21 protein-coding genes are annotated in these 20,430 nt (G+C 68.8%); 9 read left to right on the forward strand and 12 right to left on the reverse strand.

Annotated elements, in window-relative coordinates:
* Positions 1 to 56: 56 nt before the first annotated feature.
* A complete protein-coding gene (locus tag ACWCRB_RS29685) occupies positions 57 to 215 on the forward strand; it encodes a hypothetical protein (protein ID WP_450998967.1) in 159 nt (52 codons plus the stop codon).
* Between the two features lie 55 nt (positions 216 to 270).
* Here ACWCRB_RS29685 and ACWCRB_RS29690 read toward each other — a convergent pair whose 3' ends face one another.
* The 8 genes from ACWCRB_RS29690 to ACWCRB_RS29725 are packed head-to-tail and all read right to left on the reverse strand — an operon-like array spanning position 271 to position 6,910.
* Positions 271 to 603, reverse strand: a complete 333-nt coding sequence (locus ACWCRB_RS29690; protein WP_053741509.1) for a metal-sulfur cluster assembly factor — start codon at positions 601 to 603, stop codon at positions 271 to 273.
* Positions 600 to 1,067 carry a Fe-S cluster assembly sulfur transfer protein SufU gene (sufU, locus tag ACWCRB_RS29695; RefSeq protein WP_450998968.1) on the reverse strand — a complete coding sequence of 156 codons (468 nt, stop codon included), beginning with the start codon at positions 1,065 to 1,067 and terminating at the stop codon, positions 600 to 602. Before sufU ends, ACWCRB_RS29690 begins: the two co-directional genes overlap by 4 nt.
* Positions 1,068 to 1,097: 30 nt before the next feature.
* Entirely contained in the window at positions 1,098 to 2,372 is a 1,275-nt protein-coding gene (locus ACWCRB_RS29700) for a cysteine desulfurase (protein ID WP_450998969.1), read from the reverse strand.
* Entirely contained in the window at positions 2,369 to 3,136 is a 768-nt protein-coding gene (gene sufC, locus ACWCRB_RS29705) for a Fe-S cluster assembly ATPase SufC (protein WP_450410251.1), read from the reverse strand. Before sufC ends, ACWCRB_RS29700 begins: the two co-directional genes overlap by 4 nt.
* 7 nt (positions 3,137 to 3,143) lie before the next feature.
* Complete coding sequence (locus tag ACWCRB_RS29710; protein ID WP_105975095.1) at positions 3,144 to 3,467, reverse strand: non-heme iron oxygenase ferredoxin subunit; 324 nt, start codon at positions 3,465 to 3,467, stop codon at positions 3,144 to 3,146.
* Positions 3,467 to 4,654 (reverse strand): Fe-S cluster assembly protein SufD, encoded by a 1,188-nt coding sequence (sufD, locus tag ACWCRB_RS29715; RefSeq protein ID WP_450998970.1) that lies wholly within the window; start codon positions 4,652 to 4,654, stop codon positions 3,467 to 3,469. Before sufD ends, ACWCRB_RS29710 begins: the two co-directional genes overlap by 1 nt.
* 58 nt (positions 4,655 to 4,712) lie before the next feature.
* Positions 4,713 to 6,137, reverse strand: coding sequence for a Fe-S cluster assembly protein SufB (gene sufB / locus ACWCRB_RS29720; RefSeq protein ID WP_450998971.1), 1,425 nt, complete (start codon positions 6,135 to 6,137; stop codon positions 4,713 to 4,715).
* A complete protein-coding gene (locus tag ACWCRB_RS29725; RefSeq protein WP_450998972.1) occupies positions 6,134 to 6,910 on the reverse strand; it encodes a helix-turn-helix transcriptional regulator in 777 nt (258 codons plus the stop codon). Before ACWCRB_RS29725 ends, sufB begins: the two co-directional genes overlap by 4 nt.
* A 229-nt stretch (positions 6,911 to 7,139) precedes the next feature.
* Between ACWCRB_RS29725 and ACWCRB_RS29730 the strand changes: the two genes are divergently transcribed.
* From ACWCRB_RS29730 to ACWCRB_RS29740, 3 genes are all read left to right on the forward strand, one after another.
* The gene (locus ACWCRB_RS29730) at positions 7,140 to 8,063 is read left to right on the forward strand and encodes an ABC transporter ATP-binding protein (protein ID WP_450998973.1); all 924 of its coding nucleotides are present in this window, start codon (positions 7,140 to 7,142) and stop codon (positions 8,061 to 8,063) included.
* Positions 8,060 to 8,836 carry an ABC transporter permease gene (locus tag ACWCRB_RS29735; protein ID WP_450998974.1) on the forward strand — a complete coding sequence of 259 codons (777 nt, stop codon included), beginning with the start codon at positions 8,060 to 8,062 and terminating at the stop codon, positions 8,834 to 8,836. Before ACWCRB_RS29730 ends, ACWCRB_RS29735 begins: the two co-directional genes overlap by 4 nt.
* 64 nt (positions 8,837 to 8,900) lie before the next feature.
* Positions 8,901 to 9,917, forward strand: coding sequence for a COX15/CtaA family protein (locus tag ACWCRB_RS29740; RefSeq protein ID WP_450998975.1), 1,017 nt, complete (start codon positions 8,901 to 8,903; stop codon positions 9,915 to 9,917).
* A 15-nt stretch (positions 9,918 to 9,932) separates the two neighbouring features.
* Here the strand turns inward: ACWCRB_RS29740 and ACWCRB_RS29745 are convergent, their stop codons facing one another.
* The 4 genes from ACWCRB_RS29745 to ACWCRB_RS29760 all read right to left on the reverse strand — a co-directional run bounded on the left by ACWCRB_RS29745 (position 9,933) and on the right by ACWCRB_RS29760 (position 13,336).
* Positions 9,933 to 10,712, reverse strand: a complete 780-nt coding sequence (locus ACWCRB_RS29745; RefSeq protein WP_450998976.1) for a nucleotidyltransferase — start codon at positions 10,710 to 10,712, stop codon at positions 9,933 to 9,935.
* Positions 10,713 to 10,729: 17 nt separating this feature from the next.
* The gene (locus ACWCRB_RS29750; RefSeq protein ID WP_450998977.1) at positions 10,730 to 11,836 is read right to left on the reverse strand and encodes an amidohydrolase family protein; all 1,107 of its coding nucleotides are present in this window, start codon (positions 11,834 to 11,836) and stop codon (positions 10,730 to 10,732) included.
* A gap of 120 nt (positions 11,837 to 11,956) precedes the next feature.
* On the reverse strand, positions 11,957 to 12,271 hold the full coding sequence (locus ACWCRB_RS29755) for a hypothetical protein (protein WP_450998978.1): 315 nt from the start codon (positions 12,269 to 12,271) through the stop codon (positions 11,957 to 11,959).
* A gap of 147 nt (positions 12,272 to 12,418) precedes the next feature.
* Positions 12,419 to 13,336 carry a heme o synthase gene (locus ACWCRB_RS29760; RefSeq protein ID WP_450998987.1) on the reverse strand — a complete coding sequence of 306 codons (918 nt, stop codon included), beginning with the start codon at positions 13,334 to 13,336 and terminating at the stop codon, positions 12,419 to 12,421.
* Positions 13,337 to 13,764: 428 nt separating this feature from the next.
* Between ACWCRB_RS29760 and tkt the strand changes: the two genes are divergently transcribed.
* The 5 genes from tkt to pgl are packed head-to-tail and all read left to right on the forward strand — an operon-like array spanning position 13,765 to position 20,382.
* Positions 13,765 to 15,852 (forward strand): transketolase, encoded by a 2,088-nt coding sequence (gene tkt, locus ACWCRB_RS29765; RefSeq protein ID WP_450998979.1) that lies wholly within the window; start codon positions 13,765 to 13,767, stop codon positions 15,850 to 15,852.
* 34 nt (positions 15,853 to 15,886) lie between these two features.
* Positions 15,887 to 17,005 (forward strand): transaldolase, encoded by a 1,119-nt coding sequence (tal, locus tag ACWCRB_RS29770; protein WP_450998980.1) that lies wholly within the window; start codon positions 15,887 to 15,889, stop codon positions 17,003 to 17,005.
* A gap of 4 nt (positions 17,006 to 17,009) precedes the next feature.
* Complete coding sequence (zwf, locus tag ACWCRB_RS29775) at positions 17,010 to 18,533, forward strand: glucose-6-phosphate dehydrogenase (protein WP_450998981.1); 1,524 nt, start codon at positions 17,010 to 17,012, stop codon at positions 18,531 to 18,533.
* Positions 18,530 to 19,600, forward strand: coding sequence for a glucose-6-phosphate dehydrogenase assembly protein OpcA (opcA, locus tag ACWCRB_RS29780; RefSeq protein WP_450998982.1), 1,071 nt, complete (start codon positions 18,530 to 18,532; stop codon positions 19,598 to 19,600). The genes zwf and opcA overlap by 4 nt, the downstream gene beginning before the upstream one ends.
* Positions 19,597 to 20,382 (forward strand): 6-phosphogluconolactonase, encoded by a 786-nt coding sequence (gene pgl / locus ACWCRB_RS29785; protein ID WP_450998983.1) that lies wholly within the window; start codon positions 19,597 to 19,599, stop codon positions 20,380 to 20,382. The genes opcA and pgl overlap by 4 nt, the downstream gene beginning before the upstream one ends.
* Positions 20,383 to 20,430: the final 48 nt, after the last annotated feature.

Here is a 20,430-nt window from a genome sequence, read left to right on the forward strand (position 1 = left end):
TCTGTGGTGTGAGCGATTGCGGTACCCATCGTCCCGCCACAGAAAGGTCCTGGCCCATGCCCTTCACCCACGAGTTTCTGCTTCTTGCAGGCGTCCCGTTGGCCATCACCCTCGCCCTTCTCGTGGGCCACCTCGCCACCCTGCGGGGACTGCGGGGAGGCCAGCGTGTTGCGGCCTTCCGGGAATTTGCCGATGCGGTGAAGCGCCGCCGATGACAATGAAGGGCCCCGGCCACTCGGCCGGGGCCCTTCACGGGCTGTCGGTATCCGGTCAGACGTTGAACCCCAACGCCCGAAGCTGGTCCCGGCCGTCGTCCGTGATCTTGTCCGGGCCCCACGGCGGCATCCACACCCAGTTGATGCGGAGTTCGTTGACGATGCCGTCCGTGGCGGACTTGGCCTGGTCCTCGATGACGTCCGTGAGCGGGCAGGCCGCGGACGTCAGGGTCATGTCGATCGTCGCGATGTTCGCGTCGTCGATGTGGATGCCGTAGATCAGGCCGAGGTTGACGACGTCGATGCCCAGTTCGGGGTCGACGACGTCGTACAGCGCCTCGCGGACCTCGTCCTCCGAGGCCGGCTTCATCTCAATGGTCTCGCTCATGCCGTCTTCCTTTCGGCGGCGTCCGAGCCCAGGGCCTGGGCCGTCGCGTCCTTCCACGCCATCCAGCTGAGCAGCGCGCACTTCACCCGGGCCGGGTACTTGGAGACACCGGCGAACGCGACCGCGTCCTCCAGCACCTCCTCCATCTCGTCGTCCGGCTCGACCTTGCCCTTGGACTGCATCAGCTCCAGGAAGGTCTCCTGGATCTTCTGCGCCTCGGACAGTTCCTTGCCGACCAGCAGCTCGTTCAGTACGGAGGCCGAGGCCTGGCTGATCGAGCAGCCCTGGCCCTCGTACGAGACGTCACTGATCGTCGTGCCGTCGTACTTCACGCGCAGGGTGATCTCGTCGCCGCACGTCGGGTTGACGTGGTGCACCTCGGCATCGCCGTCCCGCAAGCCCCGGCCGTGCGGGTGCTTGTAGTGGTCCAGGATGACTTCCTGGTACATCGAATCCAGCTTCACACCAACCGCCCTCGCATCTCAGCCGGCTCCTCAGCCGAAGAAGTTCCGTACGTGCTCCAAGCCGTCGATCAAAGCATCGATCTCGGCCGGCGTGGAGTACAGATAGAACGACGCTCGCGTGGTCGCGGGAATTCCGTAGCGCAGGCAGACCGGGCGGGCGCAGTGGTGGCCGACCCGGACGGCGATGCCCTGCTCGTCGAGGACCTGGCCCACGTCGTGCGGGTGGATGTCGCCGAGCGTGAAGGAGATCGCCGCGCCCCGGTCCTCGGCCGTGGTCGGGCCGATGATCCGCAGGTCGGGGACCTCGCCGAGCCGCTTCACCGCGTACTCGGTGAGCGCGTGCTCGTGGGCGAGGATCTTGTCCATGCCGATCGCCGAGAGGTAGTCGATCGCCGCTCCCAGGCCTACCGCCTGGGCGATCGGCGGGGTGCCCGCCTCGAACTTGTGCGGGGCGGGAGCGTACGTCGACGAGTGCATCGACACGGTCTCGATCATCTCGCCGCCGCCGAGGAAGGGCGGCAGGTCCTCCAGGAGTTCCTGGCGGCCCCACAGCACGCCGATGCCCGTCGGGCCGCACATCTTGTGGCCGGTGAAGGCCACGAAGTCGGCCTGGAGGGCCTGTACGTCCAGCGGCATGTGCGGCGCGGCCTGCGAGGCGTCGATCAGGACCAGGGCCCCGACCTCCTGCGCGCGGCGCACGATCTTCTCGACCGGGTTGACCGTGCCCAGGATGTTGGAGACCAGCACGAAGGAGACGATCTTCGTCTTCTCCGTGATGACCTCGTCTATGTTCGAGAGGTCGAGCCGGCCGTCGTCCGTGAGGCCGAACCACTTCAGCTTCGCGCCCGTGCGCTGCGCGAGCAGCTGCCACGGCACGATGTTGGAGTGGTGCTCCATCTCCGTGATGACGATCTCGGTCTCGTGATCGACCCGGTAGGGCTCGTCGGCCCAGCCGAGCATGTTGGCCACGAGGTTGAGCGACTCGGAGGCGTTCTTGGTGAAGATCACCTCGTCGCGGCTGGGCGCGTTGATGAACGCGGCGACCTTGTCGCGCGCACCCTCGTACAGCGCCGTGGCCTCCTCCGCGAGCACATGGATGCCACGGTGCACATTGGCGTTGTGCTGCTCGTAGTACTCGGAGAGAGTGTCGATGACCTGGCGGGGCGTCTGGGAGGTCGCCGCGTTGTCCAGGTACACGAGCTTCTTGCCGTCGTGGATCACCCGATCGAGGATCGGGAAGTCCTTACGGATCGCCTCGTCGAGTAGTTGAGATGTATCCGTGAGGAGGCCCGGCAGCTGTGTCACGCGGATACGCCACCCTTCGTGGTGTAAGCCTCGTAGCCCTCGTTCTCCAGCTTGTCGGCGAGTTCGGCGCCGCCGGACTCGGCGATCCGGCCGTCGGAGAAGACGTGGACGAAGTCGGGCTTGATGTAGCGCAGGATGCGCGTGTAGTGGGTGATCAGCAGGGTGCCGACCTCACCGGTCTCGCGGACGCGGTTGACGCCCTCGGAGACGATCCGCAGCGCGTCGACGTCCAGACCGGAGTCCGTCTCGTCGAGGATCGCGATCTTCGGCTTGAGCAGCTCCAGCTGGAGGATCTCGTGGCGCTTCTTCTCACCGCCGGAGAAGCCCTCGTTGACGTTGCGCTCGGCGAAGGCGGGGTCCATGTGGAGGCGCTGCATGGTCTCCTTGACCTCCTTCACCCAGGTGCGGAGCTTGGGCGCCTCACCGCGGATGGCCGTGGCGGACGTACGAAGGAAGTTGGAGACGGAGACACCGGGGATCTCGACCGGGTACTGCATCGCCAGGAACAGGCCCGCGCGGGCGCGCTCGTCGACGGACATCTCCAGGACGTCCTCGCCGTCGAGGGTGACGGTACCGCCGGTGATCGTGTACTTCGGGTGACCCGCGAGCGAGTAGGCGAGGGTCGACTTGCCGGAGCCGTTGGGGCCCATGATGGCGTGGGTCTCGCCCTGCTTCACGGTGAGGTCGACGCCCTTGAGGATCTCCTTCGTGGCGTTGTCGGCCTCGACGGTGACGTGCAGGTCGTGGATTTCAAGCGTTGCCATGGGTTCCTCAGGACTCCTGGGTGAGGGAGACGAGCACATCGTCCCCTTCGATCTTTACGGGGTATACGGGGACGGGGCGCGTCGCGGGAAGGCCGGACGGCTTGCCGGTGCGGAGGTCGAAGCTGGAGCCGTGCAGCCAGCACTCGATCTGACAGTCCTCCACCTCGCCCTCGGAGAGCGAGACGTTCGCGTGCGAGCAGATGTCGTGGATCGCGAACACCTCGCCCTCGGTACGGACGACCGAGACCGGCGTGCCGTCGAGTTCCACCCGCTTCGGGGTGTCCTCGTCCAGCTCGCTCAACCCGCAGGCCCGCACAAAGGTGGTGGACATCAGACCGACGCCTCCAGCTCCTCGTCGATCTTCGTGAGAAGGCGCTGCTGGATGTCGTCGACGCCGATCTGCTGGACCAGTTCGGCGAAGAAGCCGCGCACGACCAGCCGGCGGGCCTCGTCGGCCGGGATGCCGCGGGCCATCAGGTAGAACAGCTGCTCGTCGTCGAACCGCCCGGTCGCGCTGGCGTGCCCGGCGCCGACGATCTCACCGGTCTCGATCTCCAGGTTCGGTACGGAGTCCACGCGGGCCCCGTCCGTGAGTACCAGGTTGCGGTTCATCTCGTAGGTGTCGGTGCCCTCGGCCTTGGCCTCGATGAGCACGTCACCGATCCACACCGCGTGGGCGTCCTGGCCCTGGAGCGCGCCCTTGTAGACGGCGTTCGACTTGCAGTGCGGGGTGTTGTGGTCGACGAGGAGGCGGTGCTCCTGGTGCTGGCCGGCGTCCGTGAAGTACAGGCCGAACAGCTCGGCCTCGCCACCGGGGCCGGCGTAGGCGACGCGCGGGTGGAGGCGTACGAGGTCGCCGCCGAAGGTGACCACGAAGGACTTGAAGGTGGCGTCGCGGCCGATCAGCGCGTTGTGCTGGGCGACGTGCACGGCCTGGTCGTCCCAGTCCTGGACGGAGACGACGGTGAGCTTGGCGCCGTCCCCCAGGACGTACTCGACGTTGGCGGCGAGCACGGCGTCACCGGTGTGGTCGATGATCACGACGGCTTCGGCGAAGGCCCCCAGCTCGATGACCTGGTGGCCGTAGGCCACACCGCCCTCGCCGTGCACGGCGACGCGGATCGGCTCGGCGAGGACCGCCTCCTTGGGGACGGTGATCACACCGGCCACCTCGAAGGAGGAGTACGCCTGGGCGGCGACGCGGTCCACGGGGGTGCCGGCCCGGCCGAGGCGCGCGTCGTCACGGCCGACGGCCTCGACGGTGACGCCCTCGGGTGCCTGGACGTCCACCTTCACTCCGGCGCCGGTGGCGACCGCGGTGCCGTCGTGCAGCCCGCGCAGCCGGTCCAGCGGGGTGAACCGCCACTCCTCCTCGCGGCCGTGGGGGACGGGGAAGTCCGCCACGTCGAAGGAAGGGGGCGCGCTCATGCGCGTGGCGACGGTCGACTCGGCCGCGGCCGCAACCGCGATCGAGCCGGCGGTGGTGCTGCCCACCGGGATGTTCTGAACCTCAGCCATGGCTGTCGGTCTGCTCTCTTTCCTGCGTAAGTGGCTTGATGGGGAGGACAGTCGGCCGTCAGCCGACCGAGCCCTCCATCTGCAGCTCGATCAGCCGGTTGAGTTCGAGCGCGTACTCCATGGGCAGTTCCTTGGCGATCGGCTCGACGAAGCCGCGCACGATCATCGCCATCGCCTCGAACTCGGACAGACCACGGCTCATCAGGTAGAAGAGCTGGTCGTCGGAGACCTTGGAGACGGTCGCCTCGTGGCCCATGGACACGTCGTCCTCGCGGACGTCGACGTACGGGTACGTGTCGGAGCGGGAGATGGTGTCCACCAGCAGCGCGTCGCACAGCACGTTGGACTTGGAGCCGTGGGCGCCCTCGCCGATCTCGACGAGACCGCGGTAGGACGTACGGCCGCCACCGCGCGCCACGGACTTCGAGACGATGTTGGAGGAGGTGTTCGGCGCCATGTGGACCATCTTGGAGCCGGCGTCCTGGTGCTGCCCCTCGCCCGCGAAGGCAATCGACAGGGTCTCACCCTTGGCGTGCTCGCCCATGAGGTAGACGGCCGGGTACTTCATCGTCACCTTGGAGCCGATGTTGCCGTCGATCCACTCCATGGTCGCGCCCTCGTAGGCGACGGCGCGCTTGGTGACCAGGTTGTAGACGTTGTTCGACCAGTTCTGGATGGTCGTGTAACGGCAGCGGGCGTTCTTCTTGACGATGATCTCGACGACCGCGCTGTGCAGGGAGTCCGACTTGTAGATCGGCGCCGTACAGCCCTCGACGTAGTGCACGTAGGCACCCTCGTCGACGATGATCAGGGTCCGCTCGAACTGGCCCATGTTCTCCGTGTTGATACGGAAGTAGGCCTGGAGCGGGATCTCGACCTGCACGCCCTTGGGCACGTAGATGAACGAGCCGCCCGACCACACAGCACTGTTCAGCGACGCGAACTTGTTGTCGCCGACCGGGATGACGGTCCCGAAGTACTCCTTGAAGAGCTCCGGGTGCTGCTTCAGCGCGGTGTCGGTGTCGAGGAAGATGACGCCCTGCTCCTCCAGGTCCTCACGGATCTGGTGGTAGACGACCTCCGACTCGTACTGCGCGGCGACACCGGCGACCAGGCGCTGCTTCTCCGCCTCCGGGATGCCGAGCTTGTCGTAGGTGTTCTTGATGTCCTCGGGCAGGTCCTCCCAGGACTCCGCCTGCTTCTCCGTGGAGCGCACGAAGTACTTGATGTTGTCGAAGTCGATGCCCGACAGGTCCGAGCCCCAGTTCGGCATGGGCTTCTTCTCGAAGAGGCGCAGGCCCTTGAGGCGGAGCTTGGTCATCCACTCGGGCTCGGACTTCTTCGAGGAGATGTCGCGGACGACGTCCTCGTTGATGCCGCGCTTGGCAGCGGCACCGGCCGCGTCGGAGTCGGCCCAGCCGTATTCGTACGTGCCCAGACCCTCCAGCTCGGGGTGGGCAGTCTCCTCGATGGGGAGCGTCATGCTGGGTTCCTCCCGGCGGTACGTGCAGATGCTTTATGGGTGGTGGTGGACAACTGTGGGGCGGGTGAAGCAGAGGCGTGTGAGGCCTTCGGGATGAACGTCGTGCACACACCGTCGCCGTGGGCGATGGTCGCGAGCCGCTGGACATGCGTGCCGAGCAGCTGGGAGAAGATCTCCGTCTCCGCCTCGCAGAGCTGCGGGAACTTTTCCGCGACATGGCCCACCGGACAGTGGTGCTGGCAGAGCTGCTCTCCGACCGGTGCGCTGCGCGCCGTAGCAGCGTACCCGTCCGCGCTCAGGGCCTTGGCCAGGGCTTCGGCGCGCTTCTCGGGGCCTGCGGCCTCGATCGCCTCGCGATAGCTCTCAGCCTGCTCGGCGAACCGGGCCCGCGCGAAGGCGAGCACCGCCTCGTCGCCGCCCTCGCGTGCCGCGATCCAGCGCAGCGCGTCGGCGGCGAGCTTGTCGTAGGACTGGTCGAAGGCGTCACGTCCGCAGTCGGTGAGCGCGAAGGCCTTGGCGGGCCGGCCACGGGTACGCGCCCCGTAGATCCGCTGCTCTCGCGGTTGTACGACGTCATCGGCGACCAGCGCGTCAAGGTGACGCCGTACGGCCGCGTGGGTCAGGCCCAGTCGCCCGGCCAACTCGGCGACGGTCGACGGACCGTGGTCCAGGATGGATCGCGCGATCCGGTTGCGCGTCGAGCGCTCACCGGTCGCGAGTTCCTCCTGAGGGGCACCCATGGGAGCCTCCCGATCCTCGCCGACGTATTTCACAACACCATTGTTGCGTAATTCCTCAGAGCGCGGCAAGCCGCGTCCACCCCTCTCGACGGTGCCCTGCATCACTTAGGCTCACCTAACCTGACCTGCGCAAACGATCTTTGATCGATCACCGGACCGCCCCCGAGCAGCACGGGAGCCCACCCGACCCCTGGCCCGAGCGGAGGCCGGATCAGGCCCCCGCGCACCTGGGCGGCACCTCCCGTACCTAGACTCTGGACCCATGCGAAGCGAGCCCGTGGTCCAGGTCCAGGCCCTGGTGAAGCGGTACGGCACGAAGACCGCGGTGGACGGCCTCGACCTGGTGGCCCCGGCGGGCATCACCGCCGTACTCGGTCCGAACGGCGCGGGCAAGACGACCACCATCGAGACCTGCGAGGGATACCGCAGACCGGACTCCGGGACGGTACGTGTCCTCGGCCTCGACCCGGTACGGGAAGCCGCCGCCCTCCGCCCCCGGGTCGGCGTGATGCTCCAGTCCGGCGGCGTCTACTCGGGCGCCCGCGCCGACGAAATGCTCCGCCACGTCGCCAAACTCCACGCCCACCCGCTCGACGTGGACGCCCTCGTCGAACGTCTCGGCCTCGGCAGCTGCGGCCGGACAACCTACCGCCGCCTCTCCGGGGGCCAGCAGCAGCGCCTGGCGCTCGCGATGGCGGTCGTCGGCCGCCCGGAACTGGTCTTCCTCGACGAACCGACCGCCGGCCTGGACCCCCAGGCCCGCCGCGCCACCTGGGACCTGGTCCGCGACCTGCGCACCGACGGTGTCTCGGTCATCCTCACCACCCACCACATGGACGAGGCCGAGCAGCTCGCCGACGACGTCGCGATCATCGACGCCGGCAAGGTCATCGCCCAGGGCACCCCGGAACAGCTGTGCCGGGGCGGCGCCGAGAACACCCTGCGCTTCACGGGCCGCCCGGGCCTGGACGTGGGCTCCCTGCTCAAGGCCCTCCCCGCGGACTGCACGGCAGCCGAGCTGACCCCGGGCGCCTACCGCGTCGGCGGCAAGGTCAACCCGCAGCTCCTCGCGACGGTGACGTCGTGGTGCGCACAGCACGGGGTGATGCCGGACCGGATCTCGGTGGAACGGCACACCCTGGAAGACGTCTTCCTGGAGCTGACCGGCAAGGAGCTGCGCTCATGACCACGACCGCCACAGGGACGTACACCCCGCAGCCGGGCGCCGCCCCGCTCCCCCGCATGATCGGAGCGCAGGCGGCCCTGGAGACGAAGATGCTGCTGCGCAACGGCGAGCAGCTGCTCCTGACGGTGATCATCCCGGCCCTGCTCCTGCTGCTGTTCGGCTCGATCGACATCGTCGACACGGGCGCAGGCAAGGCGGTCGACTTCCTCGCCCCCGGCATCCTCGCGCTCGCGGTCATGTCCACGGCCTTCACCGGCCAGGCCATCGCGACAGGCTTCGAACGCCGCTACGGAGTCCTGAAAAGACTCGCCTCCTCCCCCCTCCCCCGCTGGGGCCTGATGACGGCGAAAACGGCATCCGTACTGGTCACCGAGGTCCTCCAGGTGGCCCTGCTGACGGCGATCGCCTTCGCGCTCGGCTGGTCCCCGCACGGCAATCCCCTCGCCGTACTCCTCCTGCTCCTCCTCGGCACGGCCGCCTTCTCGGGCCTCGGTCTGCTGATGGCGGGCACCCTGAAGGCGGAGGCCACACTGGCCGCCGCGAACCTCGTCTTCCTGCTGCTCCTGGTGGGCGGCGGGGTGATCGTCCCGCTGGACAAGTTCCCGCCCGGCGCCCAGGACGCCCTGGCCCTGCTCCCCATCTCGGCCCTCTCGGACGGCCTGCGGGACGTGCTCCAGCACGGCGCCGGGATGCCCTGGGGCGACCTGGGGATTCTCGGGGTGTGGGCGGTCGTTGGGCTGGCGGCGGCGGGGCGGTTCTTCCGCTGGGAGTGACGGAGGGGAATGCCTGAGGGGCTGGGGGACCCCTCGTGAAAGCGTGCACAAGCAGCCGCCTACGATGGGACGCGTGCCAAAGATGACCCCCGCCGAGGCCCTGTCCGCCCTGCGGAACCCCCTCGCCTTCATCGCCGCCCGCTGGACGCCGACCCCTCGGACCGTGCAGCGCGCCGCGCTCGCCGCGCTCGTCATGTCGGTGGTCATCGTGGTCACCGGCGGTGCCGTACGGCTGACCGGATCGGGGCTCGGCTGCCCGACCTGGCCCAAGTGCACCGACGACTCGCTGACGACGACGAGTGCAATGGGCGTCCACGGCGTCATCGAGTTCGGCAACCGCATGCTGACGTACGTGCTGTGCGCTGCGGTCGGCTGGGCGATCATCGCCGCCCGCTCGGAGAAGCCGTACCGCCGCAGTCTGACCCGGCTCGGCTGGGCACAGTTCTGGGTCGTCATGAGCAACGCGGTCCTGGGCGGCATCGTCGTCCTGGTCGGCCTCAACCCGTACACGGTCGCGGCCCACTTCCTGCTCTCCTCGGCCCTGATCGCGGTCGCCGCGGTGATGTGGCAGCGCACGAAGGAGGGCGACGAGGCACCCCGCCCGCTCGTCGGCAAGGCCGTGCAGCAGCTGGTGTGGTTCCTGGTGATCGCCACGGTGCTGCTGATCGCGGTCGGCACGGTGGTGACCGGCTCGGGCCCGCACGCGGGCGACTCGAGCGAGATCGAACGCATGCCGCTGAACTGGGAGAACGTCAGCAAACTGCACGCGGTGCTGGCCTGGGTCGTGGTGACACTGACGTTCGCCCTGTGGTTCGTCCTGAAGGCGGTCGACTCCCCCAAGGGCCCCCTGGACCGCACCCGGGACCTGTTCCTGATCCTGCTCGCTCAGGGCGTCATCGGGTACGTGCAGTACTTCACGAACCTCCCCGAGGTCCTGGTCGGCCTCCACATGCTCGGCTCGGCGCTGGTGTGGATCGCGGTCCTGCGCGTCCTGCTCGCCCTGCGCGAGCGCCGGGACACCGCCGCCCTGGCCGACGTACCCGGCCCCGCGACCGAGGCGACGGTCGGCACGCGCGCGTAGACGTTCTTCAGGACATCAGCCGTACGAGGCCACCAGGCGGTCGATCGCAGGCCCCAGGAAACCCCGCGTCAGCTCGGCACGCCGCTCGAGCCACCCGGCCGCGACCGGGCCGCCGCCTTCCTGCCCGTACCGCCGTCGTGCGACGTCCTCGACGACCTCGACCGGCGCCCCCAGCCCCGGCAGCAGGTCCAGCGCCTCCCGTTTCGAGATCAGGCTGCCTTCCCGCACGGTCATGGTCGCCCGCGCGAAGGTGACCAGGCCCAGGTCGACCCATACGTCCCGCGTCCAGAGCCGGGCCTTGTCCACGGCGGGTCGGTAATTGTCGCGCAGGTCACGCACGACGTAGTCGGTCAACTGCCGGTCCGGCACCAACGGAAGCAGCTCCCCGGGCACCTTCCCGTACAGCACCCGTCCGAAGGCGTGCAGCTCGCGCCTGGTCACCGAGGAGACGGTCCGCCGGAACAGATGACTGTGCGCCCAGGTGAGGTGCCGCCGCTCGGGATTGGCCGTCGTCGCGTCGGACAGGTAGGTGCAGTGCAGCAGCGGGGCGAGCGGGTGGGTGCGGAGACGGGCGTGCGCCTTGGCCACGTTCCAGACGGTGGCCGGCCCGATCGGCCCGTCCAGAACGGCGATCAGGTCGAGGTCGCTGCGCCCCTCCTGGTAGTCGCCGCCGCCCAGCGAGCCGTGGGCCCAGACGGCGACCGGGGCGAGCGCGCGCACCTCACCCAGGAAGCGGTCCAGTAAGGCTTCGGTCAAGGCATCCGTCCGGTCCGTCCGGGTCCCGTGTGTCGTCATGCCCCCAGTCTGTACAGCTAGCCCAGCCCGTACACCCGTCGAGCGTTCCCCGCGGCGATCAACCCGGCCACCCGTTGCGCGTCCCCCAGCGACCACGCCCCCTCGGCGACCCAGCCGCCGAGCACCCGGCCGAGGGCCTCGCGGAAGAGCCGGGCGCCCACCACATGGAGTTCGGGCAGGCCCTGGGCACCACTGGAGAAGATGATCTTTCCGAAGGGGGCGAGTTCGAGGATCTCGGCGAGGATGGCGGCGGCCCGGGCACCGGTGCGGACCATGGCGGCGCCCAGATCGGCGTACACATGCGGGAAGACACCGGCGAGGTGGGCCGCGTGGCGGTGGTACGGGTATCCGTGCAGCAGCACCAGGTCGGTGCCGAGCCCGGCCGTCGCACGGACGAAGTCGGTGAGCAGGACCGGGTCGGTACGGTCGATGCGCATGCCGGGTTCGCCGAGCCCGGCGTGGAGTTGCAGCGGCAGGCCCGAGGCGACCGCGATCCACAGCAGATGGCGCAGCAGCACCGGGTCACTGAGCGCACCGCCGACCCGGCGTCCGGCCAGCCAGCGGCCCGCCGCGCCGCGTACCTCGCCCGGCCCCGGCGGATCGGGCGCGAGCGCCAGTCCGTGCCGTACGCCCGCCACGGAGGTGAAGGCCACGGCGCTCGTGGCCGCGCCGTGCACCGACTCGGCGAGGTTGGCGAGGAAGGACTCGACGGTGCCGGAGGTGTCGGCGACCTGTTCGGCGAGGAGTTCGAGCCGGACGATCTCATGGGCCTCGGCGGCGCCGGCGGAGGCCATCTCATCGGGCCCGGTGAGGTCGCCGGGCAGTCCTGCGTCGACCAGATATGTCGTGATTCCGCTGCCCCGCAGCAGCCGCCGGCCCGACTCCAGTACGCCGAGTTCACGACGCCGGGCGAGATAGCGGGCGGGGGGAGCGTGCGGTTCCAGGCCGAGCAGCGGGGGGCACCAACGGCGTACGGCGAACCCGGTCTGGGTGTCGAAGAGGGTCGTCCCGGCGGCGGGCGGGCCCTCGGTACGCGCGAGCTGGGCCTCGAAGGTGCCGAGGCCCAGCTCTGTTCTCAGTACGCCGTGGCAGTACTGGTCCACGAGGGACGGCGTTTCGATCATCCGGGCTCCCCGTGTTCTGGACCGTGTGTTCCTAAGGTCCTAACGGGTGAACCGACTGTCAGGTGTTGCTCTCGCACACCCCGTGGGAATGAGCGGCGCCGATCGGCCACCCCCCACGCCTCATGAGTTGCTGGGCCCGCCGACCTGGATCCCCGCCATGCGTGTCCACTCGTACGGGCCGGTCGTCACCTTGGCCGCGAACTCGCCGTCGAAGTCCTCGTGGACGGTGATGCCGGCCTTCTCGACGGCCTGCTGGGCGATCTCGTACGTGGGGGCCACCAGGTCGCCCCAGCCACCGTCCTCACCGACGAGCACGATCCGGGCCCCACGCTCCCCGATGTACGCCACCTGCCCCTCGGCCCCACCATGCTGCTTGGCGAACCCGTTGATCTGCTTGGCGAGCTTGGCCACCCTGCGCTCCTGCGTATCTGCCATGCCCAGGATGCTACCGACGGGTAGTTCAAACGGCGACGGCGGGTGGAAGTGGCCTTGCCCACGTATTCGCCCAGCAGGAGCGCCCCTTCAGGGGCGCGGGGAACTGCGCGACCAGCCACAGCGCACCCGCAGCCGACTACGAGCGCATCACCGAAGGAAGGGATCCACAGCCACAGCCACAAACAGCAGCGACACATAGGTGATCGACCAGTGGAACAGCCGCATCTCCTTCAGCTTCACACCCGTCGACTCCGCCCGAGCCCGACTCTGCAACGCGTGCGCCTCCCACAGCCACCAGCCTCCCGCCGCCAGCGCCACCGACGTATAGAACCAGCCGGTGTAACCGAGCGGAGTGAGCAGCAGCGAGACCACGACCATCGCCCAGCTGTACGCCACGATCTGCCGCGCCACCGTCTTGTTGGAGGCGATCACCGGCAGCATCGGCACGCCCACGCGCGCGTAGTCCTCCTTCACCTTCATGGACAGCGGCCAGTAGTGCGGCGGGGTCCAGAAGAAGATGACCAGGAAGAGGATGAGCGGCGCCCAGGAGAGCGAGTCCGTCACGGCGGACCAGCCGATGAGGACCGGCATACAGCCCGCGATGCCGCCCCACACGATGTTCTGCGACGTACGCCGCTTGAGGATCATCGTGTAAATGACCACGTAAAAGAGGAGGGCGCCCAGCGACAGCCAGGCCGACAGCCAGTTGACCGTGAGGCCGAAGAGGAGGGTGGCGGCGACGGCGAGGGTGATGCCGAAGGCCAGGCACTCGCGCGGGCTGACCATGCCGGTGACCAGCGGACGCTGCGAGGTGCGGTCCATCAGCGCGTCGATGTCACGGTCGATGTACATGTTGAGCGCGTTCGCGCCGCCCGCGGAGAGGTAGCCGCCGACGCAGGTGAGGAGGACCAGTCCCAGGTCCGGCACCCCCTGCTCCGCGAGGAACATCACCGGAACGGTGGTGATGAGCAACAGCTCGATGATCCGCGGCTTCGTCAACGCCACGAACGCCATGACCCGGGCCCCGAACGGCCGTCGGCTCGGGCTCTGGCTCGTCCCGATCATCCCCGCTGGACGGGATTCAACGGCCGTCACGCACACCCCTGACAGAGACATTCCAACAAGCCTCCCGGTGTGAAGTCCCGGTAAAGGCTCGCGCTTACCACGCCACTCTAGACGTTGCCCAGACCCCGCCCTTCGCGGGGGTGGGGTCGTGTTGAGGGGTGCTTTGTGATGGGCGTGACGTGGCTCGATTGAGCAGTTGGACCGCCCGCTTCGTATTCACCAGCCGAATGCCGATCACACTGGTCGGACAGCGGTCCGGCAGTGGCCGGGAGGCGGATCCGAAGCAGTCCCGGCAGTCTGGAATGACTCGAAAAACTGCACGTTCTTACGAGGGTAGGCTCGACAAAGGCCGAGGGTGTCAGCCCCCGGCAGCCGGTGGACACCGAGGACGCCGGCATTAGACATGTGGAGAGGAGCCCTGACCCAGGGTGAGCACCAAGCCGACCACCACAGACCTCGAGTGGACCGAGTTGGACCAGCGGGCCGTCGACACCGCCCGCGTCCTGGCCGCCGATGCCGTACAGAAGGTCGGCAACGGCCATCCCGGTACGGCGATGAGCCTGGCCCCCGCCGCGTACACCCTCTTCCAGAAGGTGATGCGGCACGACCCGGCGGACGCCGACTGGGTCGGGCGCGACCGTTTCGTGCTGTCCGCCGGCCACTCGTCCCTGACCCTCTACACCCAGCTGTACCTGGCCGGTTTCGGCCTGGAGCTGGACGACCTGAAGGCATTCCGGACGTGGGGTTCGAAGACCCCCGGCCACCCCGAGTACGGGCACACGACGGGCGTCGAGACGACGACCGGTCCGCTCGGCCAGGGTGTCGCCAACGCCGTGGGCATGGCCATGGCGGCCCGCTACGAGCGCGGTCTGTTCGACCCGGAGGCACCCGAAGGGGAGTCCCCGTTCGACCACTTCATCTTCGCGATCGCCGGTGACGGCTGCCTCCAGGAGGGCATCTCCGCGGAGGCGTCCTCGCTGGCCGGCCACCAGAAGCTCGGCAACCTGGTCCTGCTGTGGGACGACAACCACATCTCGATCGAGGGCGACACCGAGACGGCCGTCTCCGAGGACGTCGCCAAGCGGTACGAGGCATATGGCTGGCACGTCCAGCGGATCGCCCCGAAGCCGGACGGCGACCTCGACCCGCACGCCATCTACAACGCCGTCCAGGCCGCCAAGGCGGTCACGGACCGGCCGTCGTTCATCGCGATGCGCTCGATCATCGCCTGGCCCGCCCCGAACGCCCAGAACACCGAGGCGGCGCACGGCTCGGCGCTCGGCGACGACGAGGTCGCGGCCACCAAGCGCGTCCTCGGCTTCGACCCGGAGCAGTCCTTCGAGGTCTCGGACGCGGTCCTCAACCACACCCGCGAGGCGCTGGAGCGCGGCCGTCAGGCCAAGGCGGAGTGGGAGAAGTCGTTCCAGGAGTGGCGCAACAGCAACGCCGAGCGCGCCGCCGAGTTCGACCGCATCTCCGCGGGCGAGCTGCCCAAGGGCTGGGAGGAGAAGCTCCCGGTCTTCGAGGCGGGCAAGGGTGTCGCCACGCGTGCCGCGTCCGGCAAGGTCCTGCAGGCGCTGGGTGCGGTCATCCCGGAGCTGTGGGGCGGCTCGGCCGACCTGGCCGGCTCGAACAACACCACGATCGACGCGTCGAGTTCGTTCCTCCCGGCGGACAACCCGTTGCCGGAGGCGGACCCTTACGGCCGCACGATCCACTTCGGTATCCGTGAGCACTCGATGGCCGCCGAGATGAACGGCATCGCGCTGCACGGCAACACCCGTATTTACGGCGGTACTTTCCTCGTCTTCTCCGACTACATGCGCAACGCGGTACGGCTGTCCGCGCTGATGCACGTGCCGGTGACGTACGTGTGGACGCACGACTCCATCGGCCTCGGCGAGGACGGCCCGACGCACCAGCCGGTCGAGCACATCGCGTCACTGCGTGCCATCCCGGGTCTGAACGTCGTCCGCCCGGCGGACGCCAACGAGACGGCCATCGCCTGGCGCGAGATCCTCAAGCGCTGGACGAAGGTCTTCGGCAAGGGCGCCCCGCACGGCCTCGCGCTGACCCGCCAGGGCGTACCGACGTACGAGGCCAACGAGGATGCCGCCAAGGGCGGTTACGTCCTCTTCGAGGCCGACGGCGGCACGCCGGAGGTCGTCCTCATCGCGACCGGTTCCGAGGTCCATGTGGCCGTCGGGGCGCGGGAGCAGCTCCAGGCGGAGGGTGTGCCGACGCGGGTCGTGTCGATGCCGTCCGTGGAGTGGTTCGAGGAGCAGGACCAGGGGTACCGGGAGAGCGTTCTGCCGCCGTCCGTCAAGGCACGTGTCGCGGTCGAGGCCGGTATCGGTCTCACATGGCACAAGTACGTCGGGGACGCGGGTCGCATCGTTTCCCTGGAGCACTTCGGTGCGTCGGCCGACGGCAAGGTCCTCTTCCAGGAGTTCGGCTTCACTGCCGAGAACGTCGCATCCGTAGCCCGGGAATCGATCGCCGCAGCCCAGCGCTGACGCTGACATAACGACTCGTAGGAGATGTAATTCCATGACAGACGCACTCAAGCGCCTCTCCGAGGAAGGCGTCGCGATCTGGCTGGACGACCTGTCGCGCCAGCGGATCACGTCCGGCAACCTCGCCGAACTGATCGACCAGCAGCACGTCGTGGGCGTCACCACCAACCCGTCGATCTTCCAGAAGGCGATCAGCAGCGGTGACGGTTACGAGCAGCAGCTCACCGACCTCGCCGCCCGCAAGGTCACCGTCGAAGAGGCGATCCGCATGATCACGACGGCGGACGTCCGTGACGCCGCCGACATCCTGCGTCCGGTCTTCGACTCGACGCAGGGCCAGGACGGCCGGGTGTCGATCGAGGTCGACCCCCGTCTCGCCCACAACACCGCCGCGACCGTCGCCGAGGCCAAGCAGCTGGCCTGGCTCGTCGACCGCCCGAACACCCTGATCAAGATCCCGGCCACCAAGGCGGGTCTCCCGGCGATCACCGAGGTCATCGGCCTCGGGATCAGCGTCAACGTCACGCTGATCTTCTCGCTGGAGCGCTACCGCGAGGTCATGGACGCCTACGTGGCCGGTCTGGAGAAGGCCAAGGACCGCGGCCTGGACCTGTCGAAGATCCACTCCGTGGCGTCCTTCTTCGTGTCCCGCGTGGACACCGAGATCGACAAGCGGATCGACGCGCTGGGCACCGACGCGGCCAAGGCCGCCCGTGGCAAGGCCGGTCTCGCCAACGCGCGGCTCGCCTACCAGGCGTACGAGGAGGTCTTCTCGACCGACCGCTGGGCGGCCCTCGACAAGGCGCAGGCCAACAAGCAGCGTCCGCTGTGGGCCTCGACCGGCGTCAAGGACAAGGCGTACAAGGACACCCTGTACGTCGACGACCTGGCCGCGCCGAACACCGTGAACACCATGCCGGAGGCGACCCTGTTCGCCACCGAGGACCACGGTCAGATCACCGGCAACACCATCGCCGGTACGTACGAGCAGTCCCGCGCCGAGCTCGACGCGGTCGAGAAGCTCGGGATCTCGTACGACGACGTGGTCCAGCTGCTGGAGGACGAGGGCGTCGAGAAGTTCGAGGCGTCCTGGACCGACCTGCTCAAGTCGACCGAGGCGGAACTGGCGCGCCTCGCCCCCTCGGAGGGCTGAAACCTTGTCAAGCAGCAACCCGCTGCGTGACCCCGCAGACCGACGGCTCCCGCGTATCGCGGGGCCGTCGGGCCTGGTCATCTTCGGGGTCACTGGCGACCTGTCACGCAAAAAGCTGATGCCTGCTGTGTACGACCTCGCCAACCGCGGGTTGCTGCCGCCAGGTTTCTCCCTCGTGGGCTTCGCCCGGCGTGAGTGGCAGAACGAGGACTTCGCGGCGGAGGTCCACGACGCCGTCAAGGAGCACGCCCGTACGCCGTTCCGTGAGGAGGTCTGGCAGCAGCTCATCCAGGGGATGCGCTTCGTCCAGGGCACCTTCGACGACGACGAGTCCTTCGAGCGGCTGCGTTCGACGATCCAGGAGCTGGACAAGGCGCAGGGGACGGGCGGCAACTTCGCCTTCTACCTCTCCGTGCCGCCGTCCGCCTTCCCGGTGGTCATCAAGCAGCTGAAGAAGCACGGCCTCGCGGACCAGGACAGCGGTTCCTGGCGGCGCGCGGTCATCGAGAAGCCCTTCGGCCACGACCTCAAGTCGGCGGAGGAGCTGAACTCGACCGTCGAGGAGGTCTTCGCCCCGGACCAGGTCTTCCGGATCGACCACTACCTCGGCAAGGAGACCGTCCAGAACATCCTGGCGCTCCGCTTCGCCAACCAGATGTTCGAGCCCATCTGGAACCGGTCCTTCGTGGACCACGTACAGATCACGATGGCCGAGGACATCGGCATCGGCGGCCGGGCCGGCTACTACGACGGCATCGGCGCGGCCCGTGACGTCATCCAGAACCACCTCCTCCAGCTGATGGCCCTGACGGCCATGGAGGAGCCGGCCTCCTTCGACGCGGACGCGCTGGCCGCCGAGAAGACCAAGGTCCTCGGCGCGGTCAAGCTCCCGCCGGACCTGGGCAAGGACACGGTCCGCGGGCAGTACGCGGCGGGCTGGCAGGGTGGCGAGAAGGCCATCGGCTACCTCCAGGAAGACGGCATCGACCCCAAGTCGAAGACCGACACGTACGCGGCGATCAAGGTAGAGGTGGACAACCGCCGCTGGGCAGGCGTCCCGTTTTACTTGAGGACCGGCAAGCGCCTGGGCCGCCGAGTCACCGAGATCGCGGTGGTCTTCCAGCGGGCGCCCCACTCCCCCTTCGACCACACGGCGACGGAGGAGCTGGGCCAGAACGCGATCGTCATCCGCGTCCAGCCCGACGAGGGCATCACGGTCCGCTTCGGCTCCAAGGTGCCCGGCACCTCGATGGAGATCCGGGACGTGTCGATGGACTTCGCGTACGGCGAGTCCTTCACGGAGTCCAGCCCCGAGGCGTACGAGCGGCTGATCCTGGACGTCCTCCTCGGCGACTCCAACCTCTTCCCGCGCACCGAGGAGGTCGAGCTGTCCTGGCGGATCCTCGACCCGATCGAGCAGTACTGGGACAAGCACGGCAAGCCCGCCCAGTACCCCTCGGGCACCTGGGGTCCCGTCGAGGCCGACGAAATGCTCGAACGAGACGGACGGAGCTGGCGGCGCCCATGAAAATAGACCTCACGGACACCACGGCCAGCAAGGTCAACAAGGCACTGGTGAAGGGCCGCAGGGCCATCGGCACACCGGCAGTAGGCATGGTGTTGACCCTCGTCATCGTCACCGACGAGGAGAACGCGTACGACGCCCTGAAGGCGGCGAACGACGCCTCGCTTGAGCACCCCTCACGCACCCTGGTCGTCGTCAAGCGCGTCTCCCGCTCCCCCCGCGACCGTACGACGTCCCGCCTGGACGCCGAGGTCAGGGTGGGCGTGGACGCGGGCACCGGCGAGACGGTCGTGCTGCGCCTGTACGGCGAGGTAGTGGACCACGCCGACTCGGTGGTCCTCCCTCTCCTGCTGCCGGACGCCCCCGTGGTCGTCTGGTGGCCGGTGAACGCCCCGCTGGACCCGGCGAAGGACCCGCTGGGCGCCCTGGCGCAGCGCAGGGTGACGGACACGTACGCGGCCGAGCAGCCGGTACGGGAACTGGCAGCGCGCGCGGACGCGTACACGCCGGGCGACACCGACCTCTCCTGGACCCGGATCACCCCCTGGCGCTCCATGCTCGCCGCAGCCCTGGACCAGGTCACCTGCGAGGTGGACGCGGTCGAGGTGGAGGGCGAGGAGTTCAACCCGAGCTGCGAGCTGCTGGCGATGTGGCTGGCGGACCGCCTCGATGTCCCGGTGAAGCGCTCCCTGTCCTCAGGCCCCGGCCTGACGGCGGTCCGCATGCGAACAAGCACGGGCCCGATCACCTTGGACCGAGCCGACGGCTCTCTGGCGACCCTCTCCATCCAGGGCCAGCCCGACCGCGCGGTGGCACTCAAGCGCCGCGAGACGTCCGAGCTGATGGCGGAGGAACTGCGCCGCCTGGACCCGGACGACACGTATGCGTCGGCGCTGCGTTTCGGGGTGGACCGGCTGGCGGCTCCGACACCCCCCGAACCGCAGGCCCCGGCACCGGCACCGTCGTCGGCGCTGGCACTGGAACCGGCGCGGAAGGCACCCGCGACGGAGGACACGGACAGGGCGACTCCGGCTCTGATGCCACCGGTGAAGAAGGTGTCGGCGAAGTGAGTACGGCACCGCAGCTCGTCGTCCACCGCGACAAGGAGCTGATGGCCGAGGCCGCCGCGGCCCGCCTGATCACGAAGATCGTGGACGCGCAGGCGTCAAGGGGCTCGGCGTCGGTGGTGTTGACGGGCGGCCGCAACGGCAACGGCCTGCTGGCCGCCCTGGCCGCCGCGCCGGCCCGGGACGCGATCGACTGGACCCGGCTCGACCTGTGGTGGGGCGACGAACGCTTCCTGCCCGAGGGCGACCCGGACCGCAATGTCACCCAGGCGAGGGAGGCACTGCTGGACGCGGTGCCTCTCGACCCCACCCGCGTGCACGCCATGCCCGCGTCGGACGGCCCGTACGGCTCCGACGTGGACGCGGCGGCGGAAGCGTACGCGGCGGAGCTGGCGAAGTCAGCAGGCCCGGAGAACCACGGTCCGGTCCCGACCTTCGACGTCCTGATGCTGGGCGTGGGCCCGGACACGCACGTGGCGTCCCTGTTCCCGGAGCTGCCCGCGGTCCGCGAAACGGACCGCACGGTCGTGGGCGTCCACGGCGCCCCGAAACCCCCACCGACCCGAGTCACCCTGACCCTCCCGGCGATCCGGGCGGCCAGGGAGGTATGGCTGCTGGCGGCGGGAGAAGACAAGGCGGGAGCGGCGTCGATAGCGCTGTCGGGCGCGGGCGAGATCCAGGCCCCCGCGGCGGGCGCCTACGGCAGACAACGCACCCTGTGGCTCCTGGACGCAGCGGCAGCGTCCCAACTCCCGAGGACGCTGTACCCGCCAGCGTCACCCTGAACAACATCGGCATCGCGTAGGGGCGGCGGGGGCGAGCTTTCTTCGCCC

The sequence above is a fragment of the Streptomyces sp. NPDC002156 genome (assembly GCF_053593675.1).